General features: G+C 62.2%; 25 protein-coding genes. 14 read left to right on the forward strand and 11 right to left on the reverse strand.

From position 1 onward, the window contains the following. Window positions 1-4: 4 nt before the first annotated feature. A complete protein-coding gene (gene alr, locus HKD27_RS11400) occupies window positions 5-1,108 on the reverse strand; it encodes an alanine racemase (protein ID WP_194689635.1) in 1,104 nt (367 codons plus the stop codon). 296 nt (window positions 1,109-1,404) lie between these two features. On the opposite strand from alr, the gene HKD27_RS11405 reads away from it, so the two are divergent. The 5 genes from HKD27_RS11405 to spt all read left to right on the forward strand — a co-directional run bounded on the left by HKD27_RS11405 (window position 1,405) and on the right by spt (window position 7,212). Next, window positions 1,405-2,715, forward strand: coding sequence for a lipopolysaccharide biosynthesis protein (locus HKD27_RS11405; RefSeq protein ID WP_228518489.1), 1,311 nt, complete (start codon window positions 1,405-1,407; stop codon window positions 2,713-2,715). After that, window positions 2,712-3,842, forward strand: coding sequence for a sensor domain-containing protein (locus tag HKD27_RS11410; RefSeq protein ID WP_194689633.1), 1,131 nt, complete (start codon window positions 2,712-2,714; stop codon window positions 3,840-3,842). Before HKD27_RS11405 ends, HKD27_RS11410 begins: the two co-directional genes overlap by 4 nt. After that, window positions 3,842-5,653 (forward strand): fatty acyl-AMP ligase, encoded by a 1,812-nt coding sequence (locus HKD27_RS11415; protein WP_194689632.1) that lies wholly within the window; start codon window positions 3,842-3,844, stop codon window positions 5,651-5,653. Before HKD27_RS11410 ends, HKD27_RS11415 begins: the two co-directional genes overlap by 1 nt. A gap of 114 nt (window positions 5,654-5,767) precedes the next feature. After that, complete coding sequence (locus HKD27_RS11420; RefSeq protein WP_011253570.1) at window positions 5,768-6,022, forward strand: acyl carrier protein; 255 nt, start codon at window positions 5,768-5,770, stop codon at window positions 6,020-6,022. Then, window positions 6,019-7,212 (forward strand): serine palmitoyltransferase, encoded by a 1,194-nt coding sequence (spt, locus tag HKD27_RS11425; protein ID WP_194689631.1) that lies wholly within the window; start codon window positions 6,019-6,021, stop codon window positions 7,210-7,212. Before HKD27_RS11420 ends, spt begins: the two co-directional genes overlap by 4 nt. Window positions 7,213-7,255: 43 nt before the next feature. On the opposite strand, the gene HKD27_RS11430 is transcribed toward spt, so the two are convergent. Continuing rightward, the gene (locus HKD27_RS11430; RefSeq protein WP_194689630.1) at window positions 7,256-8,194 is read right to left on the reverse strand and encodes a hypothetical protein; all 939 of its coding nucleotides are present in this window, start codon (window positions 8,192-8,194) and stop codon (window positions 7,256-7,258) included. Next, window positions 8,187-9,134: a diacylglycerol kinase family protein gene (locus HKD27_RS11435; RefSeq protein ID WP_194689629.1), complete on the reverse strand. Its 948-nt coding sequence runs from the start codon at window positions 9,132-9,134 to the stop codon at window positions 8,187-8,189. Before HKD27_RS11435 ends, HKD27_RS11430 begins: the two co-directional genes overlap by 8 nt. A gap of 139 nt (window positions 9,135-9,273) precedes the next feature. Between HKD27_RS11435 and HKD27_RS11440 the strand changes: the two genes are divergently transcribed. Genes HKD27_RS11440 through HKD27_RS11465 form a run of 6 tightly spaced genes read left to right on the forward strand, consistent with a single transcriptional unit; the run spans window position 9,274 to window position 15,082 of the window. After that, window positions 9,274-10,194, forward strand: coding sequence for a metallophosphoesterase (locus HKD27_RS11440; protein WP_194689628.1), 921 nt, complete (start codon window positions 9,274-9,276; stop codon window positions 10,192-10,194). After that, window positions 10,191-11,345 (forward strand): LptF/LptG family permease, encoded by a 1,155-nt coding sequence (locus tag HKD27_RS11445; protein ID WP_194689627.1) that lies wholly within the window; start codon window positions 10,191-10,193, stop codon window positions 11,343-11,345. Before HKD27_RS11440 ends, HKD27_RS11445 begins: the two co-directional genes overlap by 4 nt. After that, on the forward strand, window positions 11,342-12,451 hold the full coding sequence (locus HKD27_RS11450) for an LptF/LptG family permease (protein ID WP_228518487.1): 1,110 nt from the start codon (window positions 11,342-11,344) through the stop codon (window positions 12,449-12,451). The genes HKD27_RS11445 and HKD27_RS11450 overlap by 4 nt, the downstream gene beginning before the upstream one ends. Then, window positions 12,448-13,263, forward strand: coding sequence for a sterol desaturase family protein (locus tag HKD27_RS11455; protein ID WP_194689625.1), 816 nt, complete (start codon window positions 12,448-12,450; stop codon window positions 13,261-13,263). The genes HKD27_RS11450 and HKD27_RS11455 overlap by 4 nt, the downstream gene beginning before the upstream one ends. Beyond that, window positions 13,260-14,015, forward strand: a complete 756-nt coding sequence (locus HKD27_RS11460) for a nucleotidyltransferase family protein (protein ID WP_194689624.1) — start codon at window positions 13,260-13,262, stop codon at window positions 14,013-14,015. The genes HKD27_RS11455 and HKD27_RS11460 overlap by 4 nt, the downstream gene beginning before the upstream one ends. After that, window positions 14,012-15,082: a glycosyltransferase gene (locus tag HKD27_RS11465; RefSeq protein WP_194689623.1), complete on the forward strand. Its 1,071-nt coding sequence runs from the start codon at window positions 14,012-14,014 to the stop codon at window positions 15,080-15,082. Before HKD27_RS11460 ends, HKD27_RS11465 begins: the two co-directional genes overlap by 4 nt. Before the next feature lie 20 nt (window positions 15,083-15,102). Here the strand turns inward: HKD27_RS11465 and HKD27_RS11470 are convergent, their stop codons facing one another. After that, entirely contained in the window at window positions 15,103-15,993 is an 891-nt protein-coding gene (locus HKD27_RS11470) for a hypothetical protein (RefSeq protein ID WP_194689622.1), read from the reverse strand. Between the two features lie 82 nt (window positions 15,994-16,075). Between HKD27_RS11470 and HKD27_RS11475 the strand changes: the two genes are divergently transcribed. The 3 genes from HKD27_RS11475 (at window position 16,076) to HKD27_RS11485 (ending at window position 18,381) form a co-directional block, all read left to right on the forward strand. Then, on the forward strand, window positions 16,076-16,615 hold the full coding sequence (locus tag HKD27_RS11475) for an MmcB family DNA repair protein (protein ID WP_194689621.1): 540 nt from the start codon (window positions 16,076-16,078) through the stop codon (window positions 16,613-16,615). Between the two features lie 9 nt (window positions 16,616-16,624). After that, a complete protein-coding gene (locus HKD27_RS11480) occupies window positions 16,625-17,413 on the forward strand; it encodes an inositol monophosphatase family protein (protein WP_194689620.1) in 789 nt (262 codons plus the stop codon). Between the two features lie 89 nt (window positions 17,414-17,502). Then, a complete protein-coding gene (locus HKD27_RS11485) occupies window positions 17,503-18,381 on the forward strand; it encodes a lipid-binding SYLF domain-containing protein (protein ID WP_062496750.1) in 879 nt (292 codons plus the stop codon). A gap of 34 nt (window positions 18,382-18,415) precedes the next feature. On the opposite strand, the gene mltG is transcribed toward HKD27_RS11485, so the two are convergent. The 7 genes from mltG to HKD27_RS11520 all read right to left on the reverse strand — a co-directional run bounded on the left by mltG (window position 18,416) and on the right by HKD27_RS11520 (window position 24,792). Continuing rightward, window positions 18,416-19,465: an endolytic transglycosylase MltG gene (gene mltG, locus HKD27_RS11490; protein WP_194689619.1), complete on the reverse strand. Its 1,050-nt coding sequence runs from the start codon at window positions 19,463-19,465 to the stop codon at window positions 18,416-18,418. A 17-nt stretch (window positions 19,466-19,482) separates the two neighbouring features. Next, on the reverse strand, window positions 19,483-20,769 hold the full coding sequence (fabF, locus tag HKD27_RS11495; RefSeq protein ID WP_194689618.1) for a beta-ketoacyl-ACP synthase II: 1,287 nt from the start codon (window positions 20,767-20,769) through the stop codon (window positions 19,483-19,485). Window positions 20,770-20,893: 124 nt separating this feature from the next. Further along, a complete protein-coding gene (locus HKD27_RS11500) occupies window positions 20,894-21,133 on the reverse strand; it encodes an acyl carrier protein (protein WP_011253554.1) in 240 nt (79 codons plus the stop codon). A gap of 222 nt (window positions 21,134-21,355) precedes the next feature. Further along, window positions 21,356-22,096 carry a 3-oxoacyl-[acyl-carrier-protein] reductase gene (gene fabG, locus HKD27_RS11505; RefSeq protein WP_194689617.1) on the reverse strand — a complete coding sequence of 247 codons (741 nt, stop codon included), beginning with the start codon at window positions 22,094-22,096 and terminating at the stop codon, window positions 21,356-21,358. Between the two features lie 12 nt (window positions 22,097-22,108). Further along, window positions 22,109-23,053 carry an ACP S-malonyltransferase gene (gene fabD / locus HKD27_RS11510; RefSeq protein WP_194689616.1) on the reverse strand — a complete coding sequence of 315 codons (945 nt, stop codon included), beginning with the start codon at window positions 23,051-23,053 and terminating at the stop codon, window positions 22,109-22,111. Between the two features lie 72 nt (window positions 23,054-23,125). Beyond that, on the reverse strand, window positions 23,126-23,872 hold the full coding sequence (locus HKD27_RS11515; protein ID WP_194689615.1) for a hypothetical protein: 747 nt from the start codon (window positions 23,870-23,872) through the stop codon (window positions 23,126-23,128). Between the two features lie 41 nt (window positions 23,873-23,913). Further along, on the reverse strand, window positions 23,914-24,792 hold the full coding sequence (locus tag HKD27_RS11520) for a bifunctional 2-polyprenyl-6-hydroxyphenol methylase/3-demethylubiquinol 3-O-methyltransferase UbiG (protein ID WP_062496760.1): 879 nt from the start codon (window positions 24,790-24,792) through the stop codon (window positions 23,914-23,916). Window positions 24,793-24,905: the final 113 nt, after the last annotated feature.

The following is a 24,905-nucleotide window of genomic DNA, read 5'->3' on the forward strand; positions in this document are numbered from 1 at the left end:
CGGCTCAGCCACCCGACACATAGACGCGGTGGAAACGGCTTCCCAACGCCGTCAGGACCTCGTAGCCGATCGTCCCTGCCGAGCGCGCCAGCGCATCCACATCCTGCGCCGGTCCCAGCACCGACAGCACGTCCCCCGCTTTCAGATCGGCCGGAGCATCGGTCAGATCAACGGAAATACTATCCATCGAGACCCGTCCGATGACCGGAAGCCGGGTCTGGCCGTACCAGACAGCACCGTGCCCAGCCTGGGCACGGAAGAAACCATCCGCATAACCAAGCCCCAGCGTGGCGATCCGTGTGGACTTCGTGGCTGTCCACCCCAACCCGTACCCGACGCGGTCTCCGGCTTGCACCGTCCGGATCTGCACGATCCGCGCATCGAGCGAGACGACCGGATTCAGGACGCGACTTCCCTCAAAAGGCGCGATCCCATACAGAGCCGCACCCGGACGGATCAGTTCAAAATGGTAGTCCGGGCCAAGGAAAATCCCCGAAGAGGCTGCCAGAGAGCGCGGCACGCCCGGAAAGCCGGCCGCCATTTCCACGAAGCGCTTCCGCTGCATCCCGTTGGCGGGATTGTCCGGCGTATCCGCGCAGGCCAGATGGCTCATCACCAGTTGCAGGTTCAGCCCTTCGAAAACCGAGCGGTCCTGAAGGTCCTCGGCAGTCAGGCCAAACCGGGACATCCCCGTATCGAACTGGAGCGCTGCGGGAAAGGCACAGCCCTTTTCCCTGCAGAGCCGCTGCCAGCTTCGAACCTGTTCAAGATCGTTGAGGACGGGAATCAGGCCATGGGCCTGCATGCTGCCTTCACAGCCGGGCATGAAACCGTGCAGCACGAAAATGCGGGCTTCGGGAAGGGTGACTCGCAGGGCGATCCCTTCGTCAAGATGTGCGACAAAGAATGTCTTTGCGCCGCGGGCCACAAGAACAGGAGCCACCCGATCCGTCCCCAGTCCATAGGCATCGGCTTTGACGACGGCCGCACATTCCGCGCCGGCGCCAAGAGCGGCAACGAGATCGTAATTCCCGGCGATAGCCTGTAGACTGACGCCCAGCCAGGCTCCGGCCCGTGCAGATGCTTCGTTTTGAAAAACTGTTTGCATGTGGCTGCCCAAAAGACTGCAATGCTTTCTTATGGCACTCCAGTCTCATGAAGCAACGGCACGGCCCTCTTTTCACACCGGGCTTTTCACATCAGGAATTCTGCGCAACAAGACGCCATGCACTGCATGCGAATGCAATCTTCAGTCACAAAAAGTGAGTTCAGATTTCCGGGGAAACGCCTATTTCTGGTGCCCAACGGAGTTAACGGCAAGACTGTCACGAAAGTTTCCATAAATTGATGTCAGACGACTCATCGTCTTCTCAGGCTGTAAGACCAGGTGGTGTCCAGCGTGTCATGAGCAATCTGGGCGTTCTTCTGGGAGGACGCGCAGTCAATGCCCCGCTGAGCCTCATCCATATCTGGATGGCGACCCACCTGCTGGGGAGCTACAGCTTCGGACTCGTCGCGATGATGTATGCCTTCGCGCGAACGATGGGCGACATCGTGGATTTCCAGTCCTGGCAGACCGTTCTGCATTATGGCCTGCGTCCCCTGACGCAGGGTGACCGTCGCGGTTTCCAGAAAATCGTCTCCTTCAGTCTGCTGCTGGACAGCTTCGGCGGTCTGCTGGGTTTTGGCGGGGGCGTCCTCATCAGCCTTCTGGCCATGAATCTTCTGGGCTGGCCGCCTGAGATCCACGTCATCGGCGTCGTCTACTGCATCTCCATCCTTTTCATGGCATCCGCCACTGCAACGGGCCTTCTGAGGGTTTTCGACCGGTACGACCTGCTGGCCGTACAGGGCACCGTGGCCACCATCGTCCGCGTGATTGGAACGGCTTCGATGGCTCTGGGCTGGGCATCGGTAACGGCGCTTGCCAGTGTCTGGATGGCCGCAGAAGTGACGGCCTGGGGTACGATCTTTTTCATGGCGGCCCGCGAGATGTATCGCCGGGACCTGATCCGCGGTCTCTTCCATGAAATGCGCGGCATCCTGCCCGAGATCCTGAGCGGACAGTTTTTCCGCACCTATCCCGGGATCTGGCGTTTCGCGCTGAACACGAACCTCAATTCCACGCTCGCCCTCGCCTTCGGCCATATCGGCACCCTCGTGGTCGGCGCCTTCGTCGGCCCGACGAGCGCCGGCTACTACCGGATTGCAAGCCAGATCGCGGCGGGGATCGCCAAGCCCGCGACCCTGATCCAGACGACCGTCTATCCCGAAATGGCCCGGCTGTGGCGCGACAGGGCCATGAACCGGCTGTATCGCCTGACGGGTCAGATTGCCCTGATGGCTGGCGGAATCGGAACGGCCCTGCTCCTGCTCACGCTGTTCGCCGGACGCCCGCTCCTGCAGCTCTATATCGGCCATAAGGGGGCGACAGAAGCCCTTCCCGTCACGCTGTGGCTGCTGGCCGCTGAAGTAGTCACCGTCTGGGGCCTGCCGCTGGAGCCGCTGCTGTTCACGACGAACCGCTCCGGCGCCGCGATCGGTGCCCGTATTCTGGAATGTACCTTCTTCCTCCCGGCCCTGGTGATGATGGTTCGTCATTACGGGCTGAGCGGCGTCGGGCCGGCGACATTATGTGGCGTCACCCTTCTGATCACGATCCAGCTTGTCTTCGTGATCCGCACGGCCCGCAGTCCGCAGGGGCTTGCGGCATGAAGGTGGCATTCCCTCTCATCGGCCAGCGTCACCAGACCCTGCACGCCCTGCCCATCGCGCTGGAAGTTTCCGCGCGCCATCCGGACGTTGCGGTCCATGTCTCGTGCCTGACCGTGAGCCATCTCGAACTGGCACGCTCGCTGGCGACGCTCTATCCGGAAGCCCGGGTGCAATTCGATCTGCTCCCGATCTCCCCCAAGCTCCGCCGCCGGATTGAACTGCACGGGCTTCGGGTGGTGGATCGTCTGATCGGGCTTTTCGCGTCCCGGCACTATTTCCGGACCTTCGATGCGATCATCGTGCCGGAAGCGACGTCCCTGCAGCTCCGCCACATGGGCGTGCGGCGTCCGAAAATGATCTGGACGGGCCATGGCGCCGGTGACCGCGCGATCGGCTTTGCCCGGCATCTCGGAAAGTTCGATTTCCTGCTGGTTCCCGGACGCAAGGTGGAGCAGCGCATGCTGGAAAAGGGCATCATCCGCCCCGGCGCCTATCATCGCGGCACCTACGCCAAGTTTGATCTCGTGCGCCGCATGGATGCGAAACGGCCGAAACTCTTCAACAACAACCGGCCGACGATCCTGTATAATCCGCATTTCCTGCGCCGCCTGTCCTCATGGCCGGAAATGGGGCATCAGATCCTGCAGTTCTTTGCCACGCAGGATCGCTACAACCTTGTTTTCGCACCGCATTTCCGTCTCTTCGACAATCATCGCGAAGAGGGGGAAGCCCTGAGGCGCCAGTATGGGCATCTGTCGCACATGCTGATCGACCCGGGAAGCCACCGGAGCATCGACATGACCTATACGATGGGGGCAGACCTCTATCTGGGGGATGTCAGCAGCCAGGTGGCCGAGTTCATGATCCGCCCGCGCCCTTGTCTCTTTCTCAACGCCCACCATGTCAAATGGCGTGGAAATCCGGACTACCAGTTCTGGACGCTGGGGCCAGTGACGGAAAATGTATCGGATCTGGGCTCCAAGATAGAGAATGCTTTCGAAACGCATCCTCGTTTTCTTGAGGCACAGCGCCAATATGTATTAGAGACATTCGAAACACTGGGCGCTGAGCCCACTGCTCCCGCTGCCGCGGATGCAATTGTCGATTTTCTGAAAAGGGCTGCCTGATGTCAGGTAATCCAAACGGAGCTAGTCCAGGTTTGACCGAGGCCAACCAGAACCCAACCGCCAATCCCGTTCCGACGCCAAGCCGCTCCGGCCTGGAAAGACGCTACGGAGATTTCCCCAGCTTTGCGGCCGCCCTTGATTACGCGGCCCAAGGCGAGAGCGGATTCAACATCTATTCCGGCCGGGGGCAGCTTCTCGAGGCATTGCCATACCGTCTGCTGCGCGAGCAGGCCCGTTCCATGGCCTGCCGCCTGCTGGGTCTGGGTCTGGTCCCGGGCGATCGCGTCGCGATCGTGGCGGAAAGCGATGGTGACTTCGCCCGGATCTTCTTCGGCTGCCAGTATGCAGGTCTGGTTCCGGCGCCGCTCCCCCTGCCGGTCGCCTTCGGCGGACGCGAGGGTTATGTGACGACGCTGCGCGGCATGATCCAGAGCGCCGCAGCCCGCGCCGTTGTGGTGCCCGACGTGATCGGAAGCTGGACGGCGGATATCGTCGATGGTCTCGACCTGGTCTTCGGCGGCTCGCCCGCTGACTTGTACCGTCACGCCGAAGCCCGTGTCGAACTGCCGGAAATTGCCCCGACAGCCCTGTCCTATCTCCAGTTTTCCTCGGGGAGCACACGCTTTCCGATGGGTGTTTCGGTCACGCAGGCGGCCGGCATGGCCAATGCCCGCGCCATCGCCCGCGACGGTCTTCACGTCTACCCGGCCAAAGACCCGCGCGATGACCGCTGCGTCTCCTGGCTGCCGCTCTATCATGACATGGGGCTGGTCGGCTTCTTCCTGACGCCTCTGACCTGCCAGCTTTCCGTCGATCTGCTGCCCACCCGCGAATTCGCGCGTCGTCCCCATGTCTGGCTGGACCTGATTTCCCGCAACCGCGGCACGATCGCCTATAGCCCGTCCTTCGGGTACGAGCTCTGCGCCCGCCGCAGCGGTCAGGCCGATCTGGACCTGTCGTGCTGGCGCATTGCCGGCATTGGCGGTGACATGATCCGCCATCATATCCTCGAAGGCTTTGCGGAGCGTTTCGCATCGAACGGCTTCCGGGCCACGTCCTTCGTCGCGAGTTACGGCATGGCTGAGGCAACTCTCGCCATCAGCTTCGCCCCGCTCAACACCGGCATCCAGACCGACACGATCGATCTGCGCCGTCTTGAGAAGGATGGCATTGCCGAGCCGTCCAATGACCCGTCCCATCCGCTGCGGACCTTCGTCCTGTGTGGTGAGGCCCTTCCCGATCATCAGATCGAAGTCCGCGACGCCGCAGGACATGATCTGGCGGACCGGCAGGTTGGCACCGTTTACGTGCGTGGACCGAGTCTTATGTGCGGCTATTTCCGCCGTCCCGATGAGACCGAAGCCGTCCTTGATGCGAATGGCTGGCTGAACACGGGTGATCTTGGCTATCACCTCAATGGCCAGATCGTCGTTACTGGCCGCGCCAAGGACCTGATCATCATCAACGGCCGCAATATCTGGCCGCAGGATCTTGAATGGTCCGCCGAAAGCGAGATCCCCACCCTGCGTTCGCGTGACGTGGCCGTCTTCTCCGTGGATGGCGACGAAGGCGAGAAGATCGTGGCACTCGTCCAGTGCCGCGCGACCGAGGATGAGAGCCGCAATCAGCTCCGCGACGAGGTCACGAGTCTGTTCCGCCGCCAGCACGGTGTGGATGTCGACGTCATTCTTGTGCCGCCCCGCACGCTTCCCCAGACCTCGTCTGGCAAGCTGACCCGCGCAAAGGCCAAGACCATGCTGCTCTCCGGTCAGTTCGAACAGCAGCCCGAAACCACGTCTTCGGTCGCCTGATCCCGAACCGGCTCCATCTGCCCTGCTGCCTGAAAAGGCAAAGGGGTGGCGAAAGGGGCCGGTTTGGAGCATAAGGCTTGCCCAAGATTGCATAGACACCGAGAGTTGAAGTCCATGACTGACAGCGTCGCCGGTATTTCCGGAATGATCATTGAGAAACTGCTTGCCAATCCGAAAGTTCCCCGGGACATCGATGGCAACAGCAAGATTGTCGAAGACCTGGCCTTTGACAGCCTGGCCGTCATGAACTTCGTCATGGAAATCGAAGACGAGCTCGACGTCTCCGTCCCGCTCGACAAGCTGGCCGATATCCGCACCATCAACGACCTTGCCGGCTGCCTGCACACGCTGAAGGTCGCCCACGCGTGACGGATATTTTCGCCAAGCACCAGGGGCTGCGCGAAGCCTATGAGGGCCTGACCGCAGCGTCGCCCCGGAACCCGTTCGAGGTCGTAATCGAGCGGCCGATCTCCGCAAGTGTCGGGATTATCGAAGGGCGCGAGACGCTGCTGTTCGGGACCAACAACTATCTTGGTCTCAGCCAGTCGAAGAAAGCCATCGAAGCAGCCGTGGAAACGGCTGAGACAATGGGGGTCGGCACGACGGGCTCCCGCATTGCGAACGGGACCTTCGGTCTGCACCGCAAGCTGGAGGCAAAGCTCGCCGAGTTCTTCCGCCGCAAGCACTGCATGGTGTTCTCGACCGGCTATCAGGCCAATCTGGGCACGATCTCAGCTCTGGTGAACAAGGACGACGTCCTGCTGCTCGATGCGGACAGCCATGCCAGCATCTATGACGGCGCCAAGCTGTCCGGCGCGCAGGTCATCCGCTTCCGCCACAACGATCCGGTCGATCTGGAAAAGCGTCTGGCACGCCTGAAGGACCACACGGGTGCCAAGCTCATCATCGCCGAGGGCATCTACTCCATGACGGGCAATGTCGCCCCGCTGGACAAGTTCGTCGACATCAAGACGCGCCACGGCGCGTATCTGATGGCTGACGAGGCCCATTCGTTCGGCGTTCTGGGCGCGCATGGCCGTGGTGTTGCGGAAATGCAGGGCTGCGAGGACGGGATCGACTTCGTGGTCGGCACCTTCTCCAAGTCCCTCGGGACGGTGGGCGGCTACTGCGTCACGAACCATGACGGCGTGGACCTGATGCGTCTGTGCTCGCGCCCCTACATGTTCACGGCGTCCCTGCCCCCGGAAATCATCGCAGCCACCATGGCGGCGCTTGAAGACATGCAGGCCCGTCCGGAACTGCGAACGAAGCTTCAGGAAAATGCAGCGCGTCTGCATTCCGGGCTTCAGAAGGCTGGCCTCAAAACTGGCGAGCACGTCTCCCCGGTTGTCGCCGTGACGCTTGAGACAGTGGAACAGGCTGTAGGCTTCTGGAACGCGCTGCTGGAAAACGGGGTCTATGTGAACCTCTCGCTCCCACCGGCCACGCCTGACAACCGGCCGCTGCTGCGCTGCTCAGTCATGGCGGCCCATTCCCCCGAGGAAATTGACCGCGCCGTTGCAGTCTTTGGCGAAGTCGCCAGACATTTCGGGCTGTAATCCATAAAAAAAGGGGGATCCACCGGATCCCCCTTTTTTTATTTCAGGCCTTCGAACGCCCCAGAAGGCCCCGCGCACGCCACAGAAGCCGGGGCAGCATCACAATCGGATGCCGGCTCTCGAAGGGCGACAGCTGCATGTCAAAACCCGTGTGGCGCTGGATCTTCCAAGCCAGATAGGACGCGCCGTTTTCAAACGTGAAGGCGGCCTTCAGCAGTCTGGCCACATTGCGTGGCCGTCCGGATGCCTGGATCAGCGCCCAGCGACGGGCCGCTTTCCGGCGAAGCTCCTCGTGGATGACGGGTTCAAGCCTGTCGCCATGAGCCGAGAACTGAAGATGTCCCCGTGCCCACCCCAGCGTCAGCAGGGCAGCGTAACGCGCCTCCTGCCCTTCAAGAATGCTGTTACCCCGTCCCTTCTTCTCGACCCGCAGTTCGGACGCATAGGTATGGGCAAAAAGGGTCTGCCAGAAGCCAAGCGCCGTCATGGACACATCGCCCAGAAGAGCCGCCCAGCACGCCGCCGTCGTCACACAGCGTGCAATCAGGGACAGGATGGCATCCGCGCTTTGCGGATCCCGCACCCAGACCAGCCGCACGGGCTGACAGAACCGCGCCCAGATTGTTGTGTCGAGCGCGCCGAGCCCCGTTCGGGCTTCGAACTGCGCCTGTGACAGTACTGCGATCTTTGCTCTCAGAACCCGGCCGTCATGACGGAATTCGGAATAACGGACATTGGGCGGCAGGACGAGATTGCCGGTCCGGGCCACCAGTCCGCCCGCAAAACCCGCGGCGTCTTCGGTAATGATATAGAAATCGAGAATACCGTCCGGATCAGCTTTACGCAGAAGCGAGCCATAGAACAGTATGCCCAGCGGCAGGAGAGGACAGGCACGGGCCAGCGCATCGGCAAAGGCGACCACACCCGGATCCACCGGCGTCGTCAGTTCACCGATCAGGCGCTGTTCGAGCGTGTCAGGCATGAAGGAACCGGAAGCGCGATGCCTGCTCCAGACGCAGGACACCGCCCGGCGCCGCACTGAAGACCTCGCCATCGAGCACGAAATCGCTTTCCGTCACCAGCATCATGTCGTCCGTCCGGCCACTGACATAATCCGGGTGACGACGCAGCCAACGCGGTGCACGTCCGCACAGAAGAGCGACTGTCGCCCGGAGCAGACTGTCCGGCCAGGCGCTTACATCCAGATAACGCAGCCCTTCGACATTGGGCTCTGCATCCCAGAAGGGCCAGATCCCGCGGGACAGGCGCGAAAGCCCTGTCGTCAGGAACATGAAGCTCTGCCCGTCATAGACATGGCCGCCGGTCTCGATCCTCAGCGGATCGCCCCGGAGCCACTCCTCGCGGCTTTTGCGAAACATGAGGCTGACAAATGTCGAGAGCAGCGTGATGCCGACCGCAAGATCATGGGGCGCGAAACGCAGGACGGTCGGCGAATGGGCAATGCGGACAGCGCGCGCATATCCCGCGCAGCCCCCGAACAGGCCAAGCACGGGCATCCGGTCGGTTCCGGGCCAGGACAGGCGGATCGGGGTTCGCACGCTGGAGCGCAGGCCGCCCTGCCGCAGACGCTGGATCGCCTCCATTCCGCGCAGGCCGAAACCGACATCCCCGGCAATAAGGTTCGTGTTGCCAGACGCCAGGACCACGATATCCGGGAGCCTGTCCGCAGGATAAGCGCGCGCGATGGCGGTCAGGGCCGTGCTGACCGTCCCGTCGCCGCCATCGATGAGGATGGTGTCGATCCCACGCTCACAAAGCTGGCGGACATGTTCGGTTGTCCCCTCCCGACTATCTGAAGGCACGAAATCCTTCCCCAGAAGGGCCTGGGCCTCGACAGCAAAACTGGAACCGTTCCGGCGGTTTTTCCGGCTACGGGCATTATGGATCAAGGCAATGCGCACTAGGTGAGGCAATCTTCGTATGGCGTTCGGCTATGCGGGCGGGTCTAGCACGGCTATGATGGAACTGCCAGAACATGGCATCCCGGCACGCCCGGATGCCGGCTTCTGACGTGGATACTGACAAGGCCCTTTTCTGATCATGACCCCTGACCTGCCCGCAGATCCCCTCTCGTCGCGGCAAACGTCCCCTGTCACCCCCACTGTCACACTGGCCCATATTTCGGACCCGCACCTGCCCCCGCCCCCGGTTCACTGGCGTGAGGCGCTCAACAAGCGCGCCCTGAGCCTTCTGTCATGGAAGAAGCACCGCCGGTACGTCCATCTCGAACAGACCTGCACAGCCCTGGTAAAAGATATCGGGCGCTCGGACGTGGACACTATCCTCGTCAGCGGGGACCTGACCAATTTCGGAACGCCCGACGAGTTTGCCGCGGCTGCACGCTGGCTCGATGCCCTGCCGGCTCCTGCGCTCGTGATTCCCGGCAATCATGACTGCATGGTCCGCCAGCCGGCCTCGGCCGGTCTGCGCCAGTGGGAGCGCTGGTCCGCGCGGCAATATCCGTATGTCCGCATCCAGAACGGGGTTGCGATCGTCGGCGTCAATTCCGGCATTCCAACAGAGCCGTTCATGGCCTACGGGCGGGTCGGCCGCAGGCAGCGGGACCGGCTTGAGGCGCTTCTGGAAGAGCTGGGCAAAGAGGGGTTGTGCCGGGTCGTGATGATCCATCATCCGCCCCGGCGTGGACTCGTACCTTGGCGCAAATCCCTGCTCGATCACCGTGAAGTCGCCGCCGTTTTCAGGCGGGCTGGCGCGGAGATCGTGCTGCACGGGCACTCCCATGACGCAACGCTGACCCATATCGCCGGAACCGACATTCCACTTCTCGGCGTGGCGTCCGCCTCCCTGACGGATGAACGCCCACACCGGCAGGCTTGCTGGAATCACCTGAGCATCCACCCATATAGGAAGGGCTGGACGATCACTCTGGCACGTCACCGGCTCAATGGCTCCGTCAGTGAACGGGCGTCATGGAACCGTTCGGGAAGGACAGAGGCGTGAAACAGCGGGCCAACATTCTGGACCGTTATCTGCTGACGCAGATGGCGCCACCATTCGCTATTGCGCTTCTGGCAATGCTGGTCGCGCTGCTGCTGGAACGCCTGCTGTCTCTGTTCGACTATCTGGCTTCAGCCGGAAGTTCGCTTGGAACATGTATCGCGCTCCTGACGGATCTTCTGCCCCATTACTTCGGCATTGCCCTGCCCGCGGCGCTGTGTATCGCGGTGTTCCTCACCATCCGGGGCATGAGCGACAACAACGAGATCGACGCGCTTCAGGCCGGGCGGGTCTCGCTGATGCGAATCAGTCGCCCTTTCATGATCGTAGGGCTGCTTCTCGGGGCGGCGAGCGTGTTCCTGTACGGCTATATCCAGCCCGTGGCCCGCTATGACTATCGCGCGGGCTTTTATTTTGCCGAGCATACCGGCTGGGCCCCGCATCTGCAGGCGGGAATGTTCGCCTCCACGTCCAGCAAGGCCGTCATGACGGCCGACAGTGTCAGCCATGCCGGCACCCGCCTCAGACGGGTCTTCATCCGGGAAGTGAATGCCAACGGTGTGGCTCACATCATCACGGCCCGGACCGGCGCGCTGACCATTTCGGAAAAGACCCGCAGTACGCGCCTCGACCTGTGGAACGGGGAAATCGTGGATGATCCGTTCCAGGCCACCAAACCCCACAAACCGACCGTGACCCATTTCGAACACGTCGTCCGCGTTATCGACCGGCCGAACAAGGAAACCTCTTTCCGCTCCCGCGGTGCCGACGAGCGCGAACTGACCCTGTTCGAACTGGCGCATGACCTGCGTTATGGCCTGCCCGGCATCGAATACCGCACACTCCGGGCGGAAATGGATTTCCGTATGGCCCGCGCAATCGCCATCCCGTTCATTCCGCCGCTGGCGGTCGCGCTGGCCATCAGCGCCCGGCGGAGAAAATCCGTCTGGGGACTGATTGCGGTAGCCGTGATCCTGATCGGCTTCGACCAGACGCTCATGTTCGGCCACAGCCTCGCCTCGACCGGACGTCTTCCGATCTGGCTGGCGATCTGGGTACCGGAACTGCTGTTCTGCGTGGGCTGTCTGGCAGCCCTGCTGCGCCGTTCCCGAGGGTCATGGCGGCGACGCAAGCTCACAAGGGCACCAGCATGAGCGACTCCACACCTGCCATGCCCCGCCATGTCCTGATCAAGGCACTCAACCGCGCCCTTCTGGGGCGGTTCGCGCTGTGCGGGGCCGTCCTCGTCTCGCTGCTGGAAATCCTGGCTCTTCTTGAAAAGACGACGCCGATCCTGAACCGGCATCTCGGCTTTCGCGGTATCCTGACCTTCGCCTTCCTGCACCTGCCTGCCCTGAGCATCGACATCCTGCCGCTCGCCTTCATGGTGGGCGCGCTGTTCCTGCTCACGCAGATGACCCTGTCGAGCGAAATCTCAGCCCTGCGGGCAGCCGGGCTTTCAACGCCCGCGCTGTACCGTCTTCTCCTGCCCGCAGTGCTGATCGCGGGGATCGGGGGAACCTGCGCCCAGTACTGGCTGGTCCCGGTCTGCGAGAACGCTCTCACGACATGGTGGAACCGCACGGACCCGCTCGCGGGGCAGGACGGGCAACCCGAGGACAATATCCTGTGGTTCCGCGCAGGCCCCACGCTGGTCCGGATCGGGCAGATCGCCCAGGGCGGCACGTTCCTGCGGGACGTGACGATCTATCACCGTGACAGCACGGGCCTGCTGACCGGCACCGAACACACGAACGTCCTGACATACCGTGACGGGCAGTGGCATCCCGATGGTGCGCAGGATCTTTCCCTGACCAATGACAAGTCGTTCGTAAATGTTACAAAGGGCGACAGCACCTTCGTCATTCCGGCCACACCCTCGGTCATAATGACGCTTTCGCAGAACGGAGCGACCGTCACGCCAGCGCAGGTCAGCGCCATTCTTCACAAGGGCGCACCCGCAAGTCTACCCCGGGCCACGTATCGTATGGCCCTCTTCAGCGGGATGATTTTACCTGTCGAAATTGCAGTAATGCTTCTATTGACGCTCCCGGTGATCTATATCCCTCCGCGTGCAGGACTTCGAAATCCACTGCCAGTTTATGTTCTGGCCGCTGGAATGGGTTTCGTCATCCTGCAGGGAATGATTTCCGCACTCGGAAACGCGGGAACGCTGCCAGCACCGCTGGCCGTCAGCGTCGGACCGCTTCTGGGCACCCTTCTCGGGCTGACCTGGCTTTTGCGGATGGAGGAACGATGAGCAACTTCAAGGCGCCCTGGCGCAACATGTCCGCCATCAGGACGGGTCGCAGCTTCGATCTGGGAAAGATGAACCTCCCGCAGTTGTGGTTCGCCTATCTGACCTATCCGACGATCCTGCTCTATTTCGCGCTGATCGCAGTGTCCGCTTGGGCCGCCCTGCATTTCTCGACAGCGCTCTGGGCGACGCTCATTCCCGTTCCCGTCGTAATCGTGGTCTATCCGCTGGCCTGGTATGCGATCCACCGCTTCATCCTTCACGGGCGGTGGCTGTACCGCAACCACTGGACCGCTTCCCTATGGAAGCGCATCCATTTCGACCACCATCAGGACCCGCATCTGCTGGACGTGCTGTTCGGCTCCCCGCTGAACACGGTACCGACCATGGCGATCATCACAATGCCCATCGGCGGACTGATCGCGGGATGGAGCGGTGCGTTCTGTGCGCTTTCGACAGCGCTGGTCATGACCTGCATCTACGAATTCTTCCACTGCATCCAGCATCTGGCCTACAAGCCGCGCTGGAAATGGGTGGCTGACATCAAGCAGCTTCACGTCCTGCATCATTTCCACGATGAGGACGGCAATTACGGCATCACGAACTACGTGCCAGACCGCCTGTTCAGCAGTTTCTACCGTGAGGCCCGTGACCGGCCCCGCAGCAAGCACGTCTTCAACCTCGGTTACGACATCGAGGAAGCCCATCGTTATCCGTGGGTCATGGACCTGACGGGCTCCCCCCCGCGAGACCGTCCCGATGGCGCACGTCCGGCATCCGCTCGTGCGGCAACCGACCGTAACCGCGCGGCATGACGCTTCCGGTTCTGGTTCTCGCCGGGTCCCGGGACGGCGAGAACGATGTGCTTGCGAAACTCGGTCAGGTTTCCCACAAGGCACTGCTTTCCGTCGCCGGTCAGCCCATGCTGGCCCGCGTGCTCGATACGATTGCCCGCACGCCTGGCCTTGGCCCCGTCACGATCAGCATCGAAAACCCGGACTGCATCAGGGATCTCGCAGGTGACGCCACGATCCTGCGTTCCGCCCCTTCTCCCAGCGAGAGCGTGGCTGAAGCTATTGCCCGGATCGGCACGCCCTGTCTGGTGACGACAGCCGATCATGCGCTTCTGCGCCCGGAATGGATTCAGGAGTTCCTCGCCAAGGCACAGGGCTGCGATCTTGCAGCCGGCGTGGCGCTGCGTGCGACGGTGGAGCGCGACGTGCCCGGCACGAAACGGACCTATATCCACCTCTCTGACATGAGCTTTTCCGGCTGCAACCTGTTTCTGATCAATACGCCGAAGGGTCGGAATGTCATTGAACTGTGGAAGCGCCTTCAGCAGAACCGCAAACGCCCGCTCCGGATGGCTCTGACACTTGGGATCGGGACCCTGCTCCGGGCCGTAACCCGTACACTCGATTCCACGGCCCTGTATCGACGCATCCGGACGCTGACGGGCGCAAATGTGCGTCTGGTGACGCTCTCGGACGGGCGCGCGGCCGTGGACGTGGACAAACCCTCGGACCTGACGCTGGCTGAAAAAATCCTGGCCCGGACGACGCCATGAAAATCGCCTACATCATCAATTCCCTCGAATGTGGCGGCGCACAGCTTCCCATTCCGGACATCGTATCCGTTCTAAAGGCCCGGGGCGGGGATGTGACCGTCTTCGCCCTGGCCCGCAAGGACGGACTCGCCATCCCGCTGATCGAAGCCGCCGGCATCCCCGTGCGAGTCCGGGAAGGCACGACGCGGGACCATATCGCGGCCTATCGCTGGCTGCGGGACGAGATGGAAGCGTTTCAGCCGGACCTGATCTGGACGTCGCTAAGCCGCGCCACGCTTCTGGGACAACTGGTAGCCCTGCGCCACAAGACCCCGACGGTTCACTGGCAGCATTGCGGGCGTCTGAAGAAGGCCAACGCGTTCCTGCTGAGGCTGTGCCGCCCCTACACGACGCTCTGGGTCGCCGACTCCCAGTCCGTCATCACCTTTGCCGCGAAGGAACTCGGCCTTACCGACAATTTCGTCGCCTGGCCCATTTTCCGCGCCAATCCGGACGCTCCTGTGGCCACGCCGTGGAAAGACGGCGAGGTCGTGCGCGTCGGGTCGCTGGGACGCCTGAACCCCGTCAAGGCGTATGACATACTGTGCGAGGCCGTGGCTCTTCTGAAAGACCATCCCGACCTGCCGCCGTTCCGCCTTCAGATCGCAGGTGATGGTCCCGAACACGCAGCGCTTCAGGCCCGCATCACGGCCGGGAATCTGCCGATCGACCTTCTGGGCTACGAATCAAAGCCGTTTGATTTTCTGAAAACACTGCATCTTTACGTCCAGTCGTCGCACTGGGAGGGCATGTGTGTCGCGGGGCATGAAGCCATGTCCTGTGGCCTTCCGGTCGTCGCCACCCCTGCGGGTGAGCTGCCATCGAGCATTCTCGACGGCGAGACGGGACGCATCGTGCCGTTCGACAATGCCCCTGCGCTCGCAGCAGCCCTGGCAGACCTGATCGGCAGACCAGCCGATCTTGCGGCGATGGGTGCCCGCTCCCGCAAACGGGTGCTGGAACGCTTCGGGCCTGAAGCGTTCGTCAGGCATGGCAATGCCGTGCTGGATCGTATCCCGGGCTTCTGAGCGCCCGGGATACGCGCTTCTCAGGCGCGGAAGATCCGGCGCTTCAGATTGAGCAGGTCCCGTCTGGGGCCAATCCCGATTTTCTTGACGTCAATCAGCGTTACCTGCCCGGCTGCGGACAGGGTGTGCATCCCGTCCGGATACCGCTTCCGCAAAGACGCCGGGATGGAAATGGACAGGCCGGGCGAGACTTTCGGCAGCCCCCGTTCCAGCCCTTCGATTTCCAGCAGCCGGATCCCGCGGCCATAGGTTCCGCGACAATCCTGTGTAGGCAGGAAGATCTTTCCATCCACAAGAACCGGCGTGCCCCCGGGACGTGCCCCTGCCCGATCGTTCAGGAAAAGCCCGAGGTTTTTCCATGGCCCCATCAGGGTGTCCGCCACGGAAATGTTCAGAAGGCTCTGCCGTTCGTCCTTGCTCCCTGCAGGCGTCCAGAACATCCACCAGCGACCGGCATACTGAAATGGCGTGGCATCGATCGCGGCTTCGGGGAAATCGAACGCCTCGACCCGCTCCCACTCACGCGGAAACGATTTTGCCCGATAGAGCGAAAGACGGCCCGAAGCGCTGGCCTCGGGCAGCATATAGACCTCGCCCTCATGCGCGAACACGAACGGGTAGGACAGATGCCAGGGCTCCTGCAGAACGGTTTCGCGCGACAGTAGGCGGCCTGTTCCATCATAGATCAGGACTTCAATCGTTCCGGAGGGGCTGCGATAATCGAAAGCCTCCGCAAAAACATGCAGCTTTCCGTCCCGCCAGAATCCGAACGGATCAGCCAAAAAACGATGATCCCCGATATCAGGCAGAGTCGTGATGGGAAAGCCGTTCAGACTGGCCGCTTCGACCACCTCAGCCAGAGGCGCGTGAACGATGGCGCATCGCCAGTGATCCGTTCGCAAAAATGGCATGAGGCACTCTCCCGTAAAAATACAGCTTCAAAAAAAGCCTGCCGGGGCAGACGTAGAGCGCAGATCGGGGCAGGATGGAACCATGAGTACGGTTCTTGCCGAAAATCCCGCTGCAACATCCTGTGGCCTGCCGGAAACGCAACTGGCCATCCGGCGCGCCGTCCTCGGATTGTGCCGGACAATGAACTGGGCCGCCATCAATGAATTCGCCCTTCCCGCCGCGGGACGCCGCGCGGACATCATGGCGCTCCTGCCCGATCATTCCCTGACCTGCATCGAGATCAAATCCGGCCTGCGCGATTTCCAGACCGATCAGAAATGGCCCGAATACCGGGACTGGTCCGACCGGCTGTTTTTTGCGGTGGATGACGGCTTTCCGCTGGATCTGATTCCGCCGGATGTGGGCCTGATCGTCGTCAGCGTCAGCGCCGTCCCTGCTGCCCTGCGCGACAGTATTCTGGCAGAATGCACGATCATTCGGGAGCCCGCTCTCCACAAGCTGGCTCCCGCACGGCGGCGCACGCTGCTGCATCTGTTTGCGACAACGTCCGCAAGCCGTCTCATGAGCCTTGAAGACCCCGCCATTACGGCATCCCTCCGCGCTGCACGGCGCACAGACTAGGACAGTTCCATGACCTTCGATCCGATTGCCGTCCGCCTCGAAGCCGCCCGCTCCGTCGTGCGGGACGCCGCCCGGCTGGCCCTCTCCCTGCGTCCCGCTCCCGGTGGGCCGACTGGGACGCTCAAGGGGCGGCAGGACTATCTGACCGAGACGGATGGCGCCGTCGAAGCCTTTGTCAGCCGCCGCATCCAGGAGCTTTTCCCCGAGGATGGTTTTCAGGGCGAAGAAAATGGTGCAACGCGTCAGGGCGGCTTCCGCTGGGTCGTGGACCCGATCGACGGCACCTCCAATTATGCGCGGGGCCGTGACCGCTGGTGCGTGTCGCTCGGTTTGCTGGACGGAGACGAACCCGTAGCTGGCGTGATCGATGCTCCGGCGCTTGGCGAAGTCTTCACGGCCCAGAAGGGCAAGGGCGCGTTCCTGAACGGCAAGCCGATCAAGGCGTCCCCCATCACGAACACGCAGGAAGCCATGATCGAAATGGGCTGGTCCGCGCGCGTGGCAACTGAAACCTTCAACCAGAAGATCGCCGCCATCATGGCGCTCGGCGCAATGCCGCGCTCCGGCGGATCGGGCGCGCTGGCCCTGGCTGATGTGGCCTGCGGGCGCTCCGACGGATATCTGGAAATCGTCATCCAGCTCTGGGATGTGGCAGCCGCACTGGTCATCCTTTCGGAAGCCGGGGCCGCAGTGTCGCCTTTTCTTCAGACAGGCGGCCTGACGGGCGGGGCAACCATTCTTGCCGCCGCGCCCGGCATTGCGAAGGCCCTGTCAGCCGCCGTTGAGGTGGAAATTTGACATCCCTTCCGCCCCGCACTCGTGATTTGGCCGCATTTGGCGCATAGTGCGGGGAAATATTCCTACGATGACTGCAGAAGGTATCCTCCATGACCCTGTCCGGTCTCCTGCGTAAGACCATGCTCGTCGCTTCGGGCTGCGCCGCCCTGTCAGCCTGTTCCGATGCTCCCCAGACCACGGCCAGCCAGCAGCAGATCATTGTCGATCGTGCCACGCTGGCGGTTCAGGATCTCTTCACGGGAACAACAGCGCAGTCCCGCTCCCAGAAGCTTCTGGCAGAAGCCAAGGCGGTCATGGTTTGCCCGTCCGTGCTGAACATGTCCTTCGGGATCGGCGGCTCGGGTGGTCGCTGCGTGCTTCTGAGCCGCGACGCCCGCGGATCATGGTCCGACCCGGCATTCTACCGTCTGGGCACGGCCTCGATGGGGCTTCAGCTTGGCGTGCAGAGCACGGAAACGATCCTCTTCATCATGTCCCAGCGCGGCATCCAGGCCATTCTGGACAGCCAGTTCAAGTTTGATGCCTCTGCGTCCGCTTCCTTCGCCAGCATCGGCTCGGGTCTGGAGGACAGCACGGCTGGCGCACACAACACCGACATCTACGCCGCCCAGAAGAACGAGGGCCTGTATGCCGGAGCTGCGCTGGGTGGTTCCAAGCTGACCGTCGATAGTGGTGCCAACCGGGCCTATTACAACCAGACCGTCGGCCCCGAGGACATCATTGTGACGATGCGTGTCAACAACCCGTCTGCCGATCCGCTGCGCCGCGCCCTGATGTCCGTGGCGAAGCTGCCCGTCAGCAGCGCAGCCACATCCCGCGTGTCACAGGCGGCCACCGCCGCGCGCACGACCGCCACGCAGGACGTCGTCGGCAACAACCCGTATCCGACAACTTACGATTCAACGCGCCCGTATTCCGCACAGGCGTCCAGCGTGCAGAGCCAGACCCTCGCCCCGCTGAAGCATTGAGGCAACCCTGCCGTCCTCTCCGGAGGACGGGAGTTCAGTTCTGGTTCTGGGGTGTCGCCGACAGATGCGCGCGATAGGCGCGGATGTTTTTATCCTGATCGGCGAGCGTCTCGGCAAAATTATGCCCGCCCGTCCCCGTCGCCACAAAATACAGCATCTTCCCGTCAGCCGGATGCGCTGCGGCGTCCAGTGAGGTCGGTCCCGGCGAACAGATGGGGCCGGGCGGCAGTCCCGCCTGAAGATAGGTGTTGTAAGTCCCCGGGGTCTGCAGATCCTCATGGGTCAGCGGCGCGTCCAGCGTTCCTGCGCCATTGCTGAGCCCGTAGATCACGCTCGGATCCGTCTGAAGCCGCATACCCAGTTTCAGGCGGTTCAGGAACACGCGTGCCACCATTGGCCGCTCGGACGGCACGGCCGTCTCACGCTCGATCAGCGATGCGAGAACCAGCAGTTCCTGTGGAGACTGGATCAGCCCGTCCAGCGCCTCGACATTGCGGCCGTCCCAGGCTGCGGCGAGCTTGGCCGCCATCATTTTTTGCAGTTTCTCGGCCAGAGTCTGCCGCGACGTCCCCCAGACGTAAGAGATTGTCTGCGGGAAGACGCTGCCCTCGGCAAGCGTGGGCAGCTCGCCGCTCAGCGCCGGAGCCTTGTTCAGAATGGCCGTAATCCTGAGGGCCGTCAGCCCCTCGGGCACCGTAATCTGATGGGAAACTGGCTTGCCGTGACGCAGGATTTCAAGGGTATGCGCGACCGAAACCCGGGCCGGAAACTGGAGTTCCGCCGCATGGATCTGGCCATCGCGATGCGTCAGGAACGCGGCAATCCGGAAAAACGTGCCAGATGCCCAGGTCGGGGAAAGGATCCCGTCGTCCTGGAGCGCCTTTGTCACACGGGCATTGTTGCCATGCGGAATGACGAAAGTCTTTTCGTCCTGCAGCGGTCCGGGATCGGTGTAGTGGCCGTAACCTGCGGCCAGTCCTGCGACGAGAAGCAGTGGCGCCCCGAAGAGCGCCAGCTTGCGGCCAGCCTTTGGCGGAAGAACAAGCTTCCGCGGTTCCTCGCCGTCCGGCTGACCTTCAGACATTGAAAACGAACCCTTCCTCAGTCCTTGAAGCGCTTGAGGATGATGCTCGCATTCGTGCCGCCAAAGCCGAAGCTGTTGGACAGGGCAACGTCGATCTTGCGCTGCTGGGCCACATGCGCCACGCGGTCGATGACGCTTTCACGCGCAGGATTGTCCAGGTTCAGCGTGGGTGGCACGATGCCGTCACGGATGGCCTGAAGGCAGAAGATGGCCTCGACCGCACCGGCCGCACCCAGAAGATGGCCAATGGCCGACTTCGTGGAAGACATGGCCAGACGCTTGGCGTCATCACCAAAGAAGCGCTCGACGGCATCAAGCTCAAGGTCATCCGCCATGGTGGAGGTGCCGTGAGCATTGACGTAGTCGATATCGGCCGTGGTCAGGCCACCGCTGTTGCGCAGCGCAGCCTTCATGGCACGGAAAGCGCCGTCATGGCCTTCGGCAGGAGCCGTGATGTGATACGCATCACCGGACATGCCGTAGCCGCCGATCTCACCATAGATCTTCGCACCGCGACGCTTGGCATGCTCGAGTTCCTCAAGAACGACCACACCCGCGCCCTCACCCATGATGAAGCCGTCACGGTCCTTGTCCCACGGGCGCGAAGCTTTCGTCGGATCATCGTTGGAGCCGGTGGAAAGCGCACGGGCCGAGCAGAAGCCGGCAATACCGAGCGAGCAGATCGCGGCTTCCGCACCGCCAGCCACCATCACGTCGGCATCGCCATACTGGATGAGGCGCGAGGCATCACCGATGGCATGAACGCCGGTCGCGCAGGCCGTCACGACAGCATGGTTCGGTCCCTTGAACCCGTAGCGGATCGAAAGGTGACCGGAAATCAGATTGATCAGGGCCGAGGGAATGAAGAACGGCGACAGACGGCGGGCCTTGCCGCTCGAAACCGTCAGGGAGCCGTCATAAATCGTCTGGAGACCGCCGATACCCGAGCCGATCATCACGCCCGTAGCGCAGCGACCGTCCTCGTCCTCAGGCTTCCAGCCTGAATCCTCGACAGCCTGGATGGCTGCGGCAAGGCCCAGATGGATGAAGCGGTCCATCTTCTTCTGGTCCTTGACCGGCACCCAGTCGGACAACGTGAGACCGCCTTCCGCCGTCGGGCCGTCCGGAACCTGTCCGGCGACCTGGGCAGGAAGTTCGGAGGGATCGAAATGCGTGATCCGGCCAATGCCGGACTGTCCTTCGATCAGCCGCTTCCATGTCAGTTCCGCGCCCACAGCCAGTGGGCTGACAACACCGATACCGGTTACGACGACACGCCGCCCGTTAGTTGCAGTCCCGCTCATCGATGCCTCTTGTCTCACGTTATGTCCGGGTCTTGCAGCCAGGCCTCAGGAAAAGGCCCGGCTGGTCTTCCGCCTCGTATGACGAGACGGGAATCCGGAGCCGGAAAACCGGCTCCAGTCAGCCTCAGGCTGCCTTCTGCTTCTCGATGTAGTCGATGGCATCCTTGACGGTTGCGATCTTCTCGGCTGCATCTTCCGGGATCTCGACGGAGAAGGCTTCTTCGAAAGCCATGACCAGCTCGACCGTGTCGAGGCTGTCAGCGCCCAGGTCGTCGATGAACGACGCGTCCGGCGTTACCTTGCTTTCGTCCACACCGAGGTGCTCGACAACGATCTTCTTTACCTTGTCAGCAATATCGCTCATCTGTTCGTTCCTTCTGCCCATCCGGGACCCTTTTGCCCGTCCGGTGCGTTACATCAAAACTCGTACTGCCATCTGCCAGTCCGGAAGCCCGGAGGTTCCTCCAGCGCAGGACCGCCCCCTTCGCAGGGGAGGCGTTGCCGCCGGAAGAACCGGACATCAGCCTTCAGCAGGCCGGGCAAAGCAGCGCGCGATTAGCATGCTTTAACCAAAAAGGCCAAGCATTCAGACCATCGCCATGCCACCATTGACGTGCAGGGTCGTACCCGTGACCCATGCCGCCTCATCGGAAGCCAGATATACTACTGCGGACGCCACGTCACCAGTATTCCCCATCCGGCCGAGCGGAATGGAGCTAACCAGCTTCTCGCGCACGGTTTCCGGCAGCACATCCGTCATCGGCGTTTCGATGAAACCGGGGGCGACGACGTTGACCGTCACGCCTCGCGGACCGGCTTCCTGCGCGAGCGACTTGCTCATGCCCACGATACCGGCCTTGGCGGCGGCATAGTTGGCCTGACCGGCGTTGCCCGTCGTCCCCACCACGGAGGCGATGGAAATGATGCGCCCCGCACGACGGCGCAGCATGCCCTTGAGCGCAGCACGTGCCAGACGGAACGGGCTTTCCAGATCCACACTCATGACCTGCGACCAGTCGCTGTCCTTCATGCGGATGGCGAGCGTATCGCGCGTCAGGCCGGCATTGTTGACCAGAATGTCCAGCGGCGCGCCCGCAACGGCTTCGGCCTTGGCAACGAGGCCATCAGCTTCGGCCGGGTCGGACAGGTTGGCGGCGGCGATATGGGCGCGCTCGCCCAGGCTGTCAGCCAGTTCCTGAAGAGCGGCTTCGCGCGTGCCGCTGAGCACGACCGTCGCACCCTGTGCATGAAGCTGACGGGCAATCGCAGCGCCAATGCCGCCGGATGCACCCGTGACGAGAGCAGTCTTGCCGGAAAGAGAGAACATGATCGGTTGTCCTTACAGGGTCTTGAGCAGGGCTTCGATTTCAGCGGGCGTCCCGGCATTGCTGGTCGCCAGTTCCGGAGCAATACGACGGGCCAGACCGCACAGGACCTTGCCTGCGCCAAGCTCGTGCATGTTCGTCACGCCCATGGCCACCATCGTCTGCACGCTCTCGCGCCAGCGTACCGTGCCCGTCACCTGCTTGACCAGCAGATCGCGGATCACGGCAGGGTCAGTCACCTTGGCAGCCGTGACGTTGGCGATGACGGGAACGGACGGAGGATTGAGGGTTGCGGTCGCCAGTGCCTCTTCCATTTCCCGCGCAGCCGGAGCCATCAGCGACGAATGGAACGGTGCGGAGACCGGAAGCTTCACGGCGCGCTTGATGCCATGCTCCTTGGCGACGACAATAGCGCGGTCAATGGCGCTCATGACACCGGAGACCACGATCTGGCCACCGCCATTATCATTGGCGATTTCAAGCGTTTCGCCTTGGGCGGCCTCGTCACAGATCGCACGAGCCTGCGACGCATCCACGCCCAGAAGAGCAGCCATACCGCCCTCCCCCGCCGGAACCGCACGCTGCATGGCCTGTCCACGCAGACGCAGCAGGCGCGCGCCTTCGGCAATTCCCAGCGTACCAGCGGCGGCAAGCGCGGAATACTCACCCAGCGAATGACCGGCCACCAGAGCCGCCTTGTCCGCCAGTTTGAAGCCACCTTCACTTTCCAGCGCACGCACGGCGGCCAGCGAGACCGCGAACAACGCCGGCTGGGCGTTCTCGGTCCGCGTCAGTTCATCCGCATCGCCGGAGAACATGAGGCGCGACAGATGATCGCCGAGCGCCTCGTCCACTTCCTGAAAAACGGCGCGGGAGGATGCAAAAGCCTCATTCAGGGCCTGACCCATCCCGACGGACTGGCTCCCCTGTCCCGGAAAGACGAACGCGTGAACCGACATGGATCCCCCTGCTGGCAGTGAAATTAAGGTTTCGGGTGATGCGTCCTTGCGGGCCATCTGTCAAATCCCGCGTCATTTTTTCCGTTTGAGCGTGAAGAACTCGTTGGTCGGCACCTTCACGCGGATCATGGAAAACGGCCGGTCGGAGCGGAATACCGTCCCGTCCTGATAGTCCTGCGGCCGAAGAATGAAGGTGTAGGGCACGGATCCCTGATTATCGACCAGAAGCCGCGCCGTCCCGTTCTCCACCGCTTCAAAACGCGCCCCCGGAGCAACATCGACCTTCAGGCGATGGGCGTCCGGGGCCAGAAAGGCGAGGATCACGCCAAAGAAGTCCCGGATGGCGGCGTTGATCTCCCCCATCCAGACCCCGGCCTGCTCTTTCGTGAAAGAGGGCGTGGGCAGAGGAGCCACCTCGATCGCCAGTTCAAGCTGGACTTTCCGATCGGGCGGCAGGGTCAGCAGAACGGGCGGATTTTCGGCCAGAAGCGCATCGGAACGGGGAAAATGCATGTCCCGGTCCTGCCCTACAAAAAGCGGAATATCGCCGCCTTTGGCATGGAGCACGACATGCGCTTCGGACGGGACGGCATGATCCGGCAGGATATCGCCCAGAAAATGTAACGACAGGTCCTTCCGCGCACGTTCGGGCAGACGGTCGAACCGGTCATAGACCCAGTGGATGCCCTTGTAGCTGCCGACGCGCATCGCATGCTGCCCTGTAACAGTCACAGTCTCCGTTGTCTGGGCAGGTGCAGCGGAGAAAGACATGAGCACAAGAGCTGTGAACAGGGCCACACCGATACTGGCTTTTCTCAAACCTCTCTCCTCACGTCCCGTCGCTTCATGACAAATGATGACTATCCGATCTTCTGCATCACGATCAGGACCTGTGGCAACCGCACGGGGTTGTCCATGTATTCAACCAGGCGGAACAGACCGCCCCAGGCCTTGATAATGTAATTGCGCGGAATGATCGCCTCGCCATAATGCGACTGGGGCTGCGGTGGTTTCGAGGACGCCGCATGCAGGAAGCGTCCGGCCTCGAATTCCGCATTGGCGCGGGCCTCGTCGATGAAACTGTCCGCGCAGACTTCATGCCAGGGGTGTTCAAGCCTGATGCCCGACGCGCGCTTGAGCCTCTGCTCGGCGCAGAAGGCGATGAACCTGCGGCTCTGCGTCGTCATGACCAGCATGCCGCCCGGCTTGAGCAGACGATGGAACTCTCGCACCCAGTGCCCGGCCAGAAATTCATCCAGATGCGAAAACACGGACCATGACGTGATCAGGTCAAAGCTTTCGGACGTCAGGAGCATCGGCGGCACCAGACTGCTCCCCAGGAAGTTGAGCGCGGGATTAGCCCGTCGCGCCGCCATAAGAAAACGGTCCGTGGTTTCCGCGCCGTACAGATTGCCCGGCCGGATATCCTTCATGAACAGCCGTGCGATGCGTCCCCAGCCACAGCCAAAATCCAGCAGCGTCGTCTCGGGGCGGACTGGTCGCCCGGCATAGGCGCAGTACGCCTTGATTTCCCGGAAGAAGACATGCGCCTCATGGATGGAAATTTCCCCGTGATGCCCATGAATTTCCCGCTGAAGGTCATCCGGCGGAAATGAGGGCATCGTCACACCCTGGATTTCGGGGATATGGACGGACGACACCAGGACCTGAAGCCATTCCTCGTCGCTGATGCCACCAAAGGTCTCAAAAACGGCGCTAATGCTGTCCGGGTGGTTCATCAAGTCCTGCCGAGGCTTCTTCGTAACGTTTATTTAACGCATCCTCGCAGGCGCGGAAACAGATGACCAGAGCAGGTTTATGAAAATTATCCTTACCCAGGACAGGCCCCGTC

Source organism: Gluconobacter sp. R75690 (assembly GCF_015244525.1).
Lineage (GTDB): Bacteria > Pseudomonadota > Alphaproteobacteria > Acetobacterales > Acetobacteraceae > Gluconobacter > Gluconobacter potus.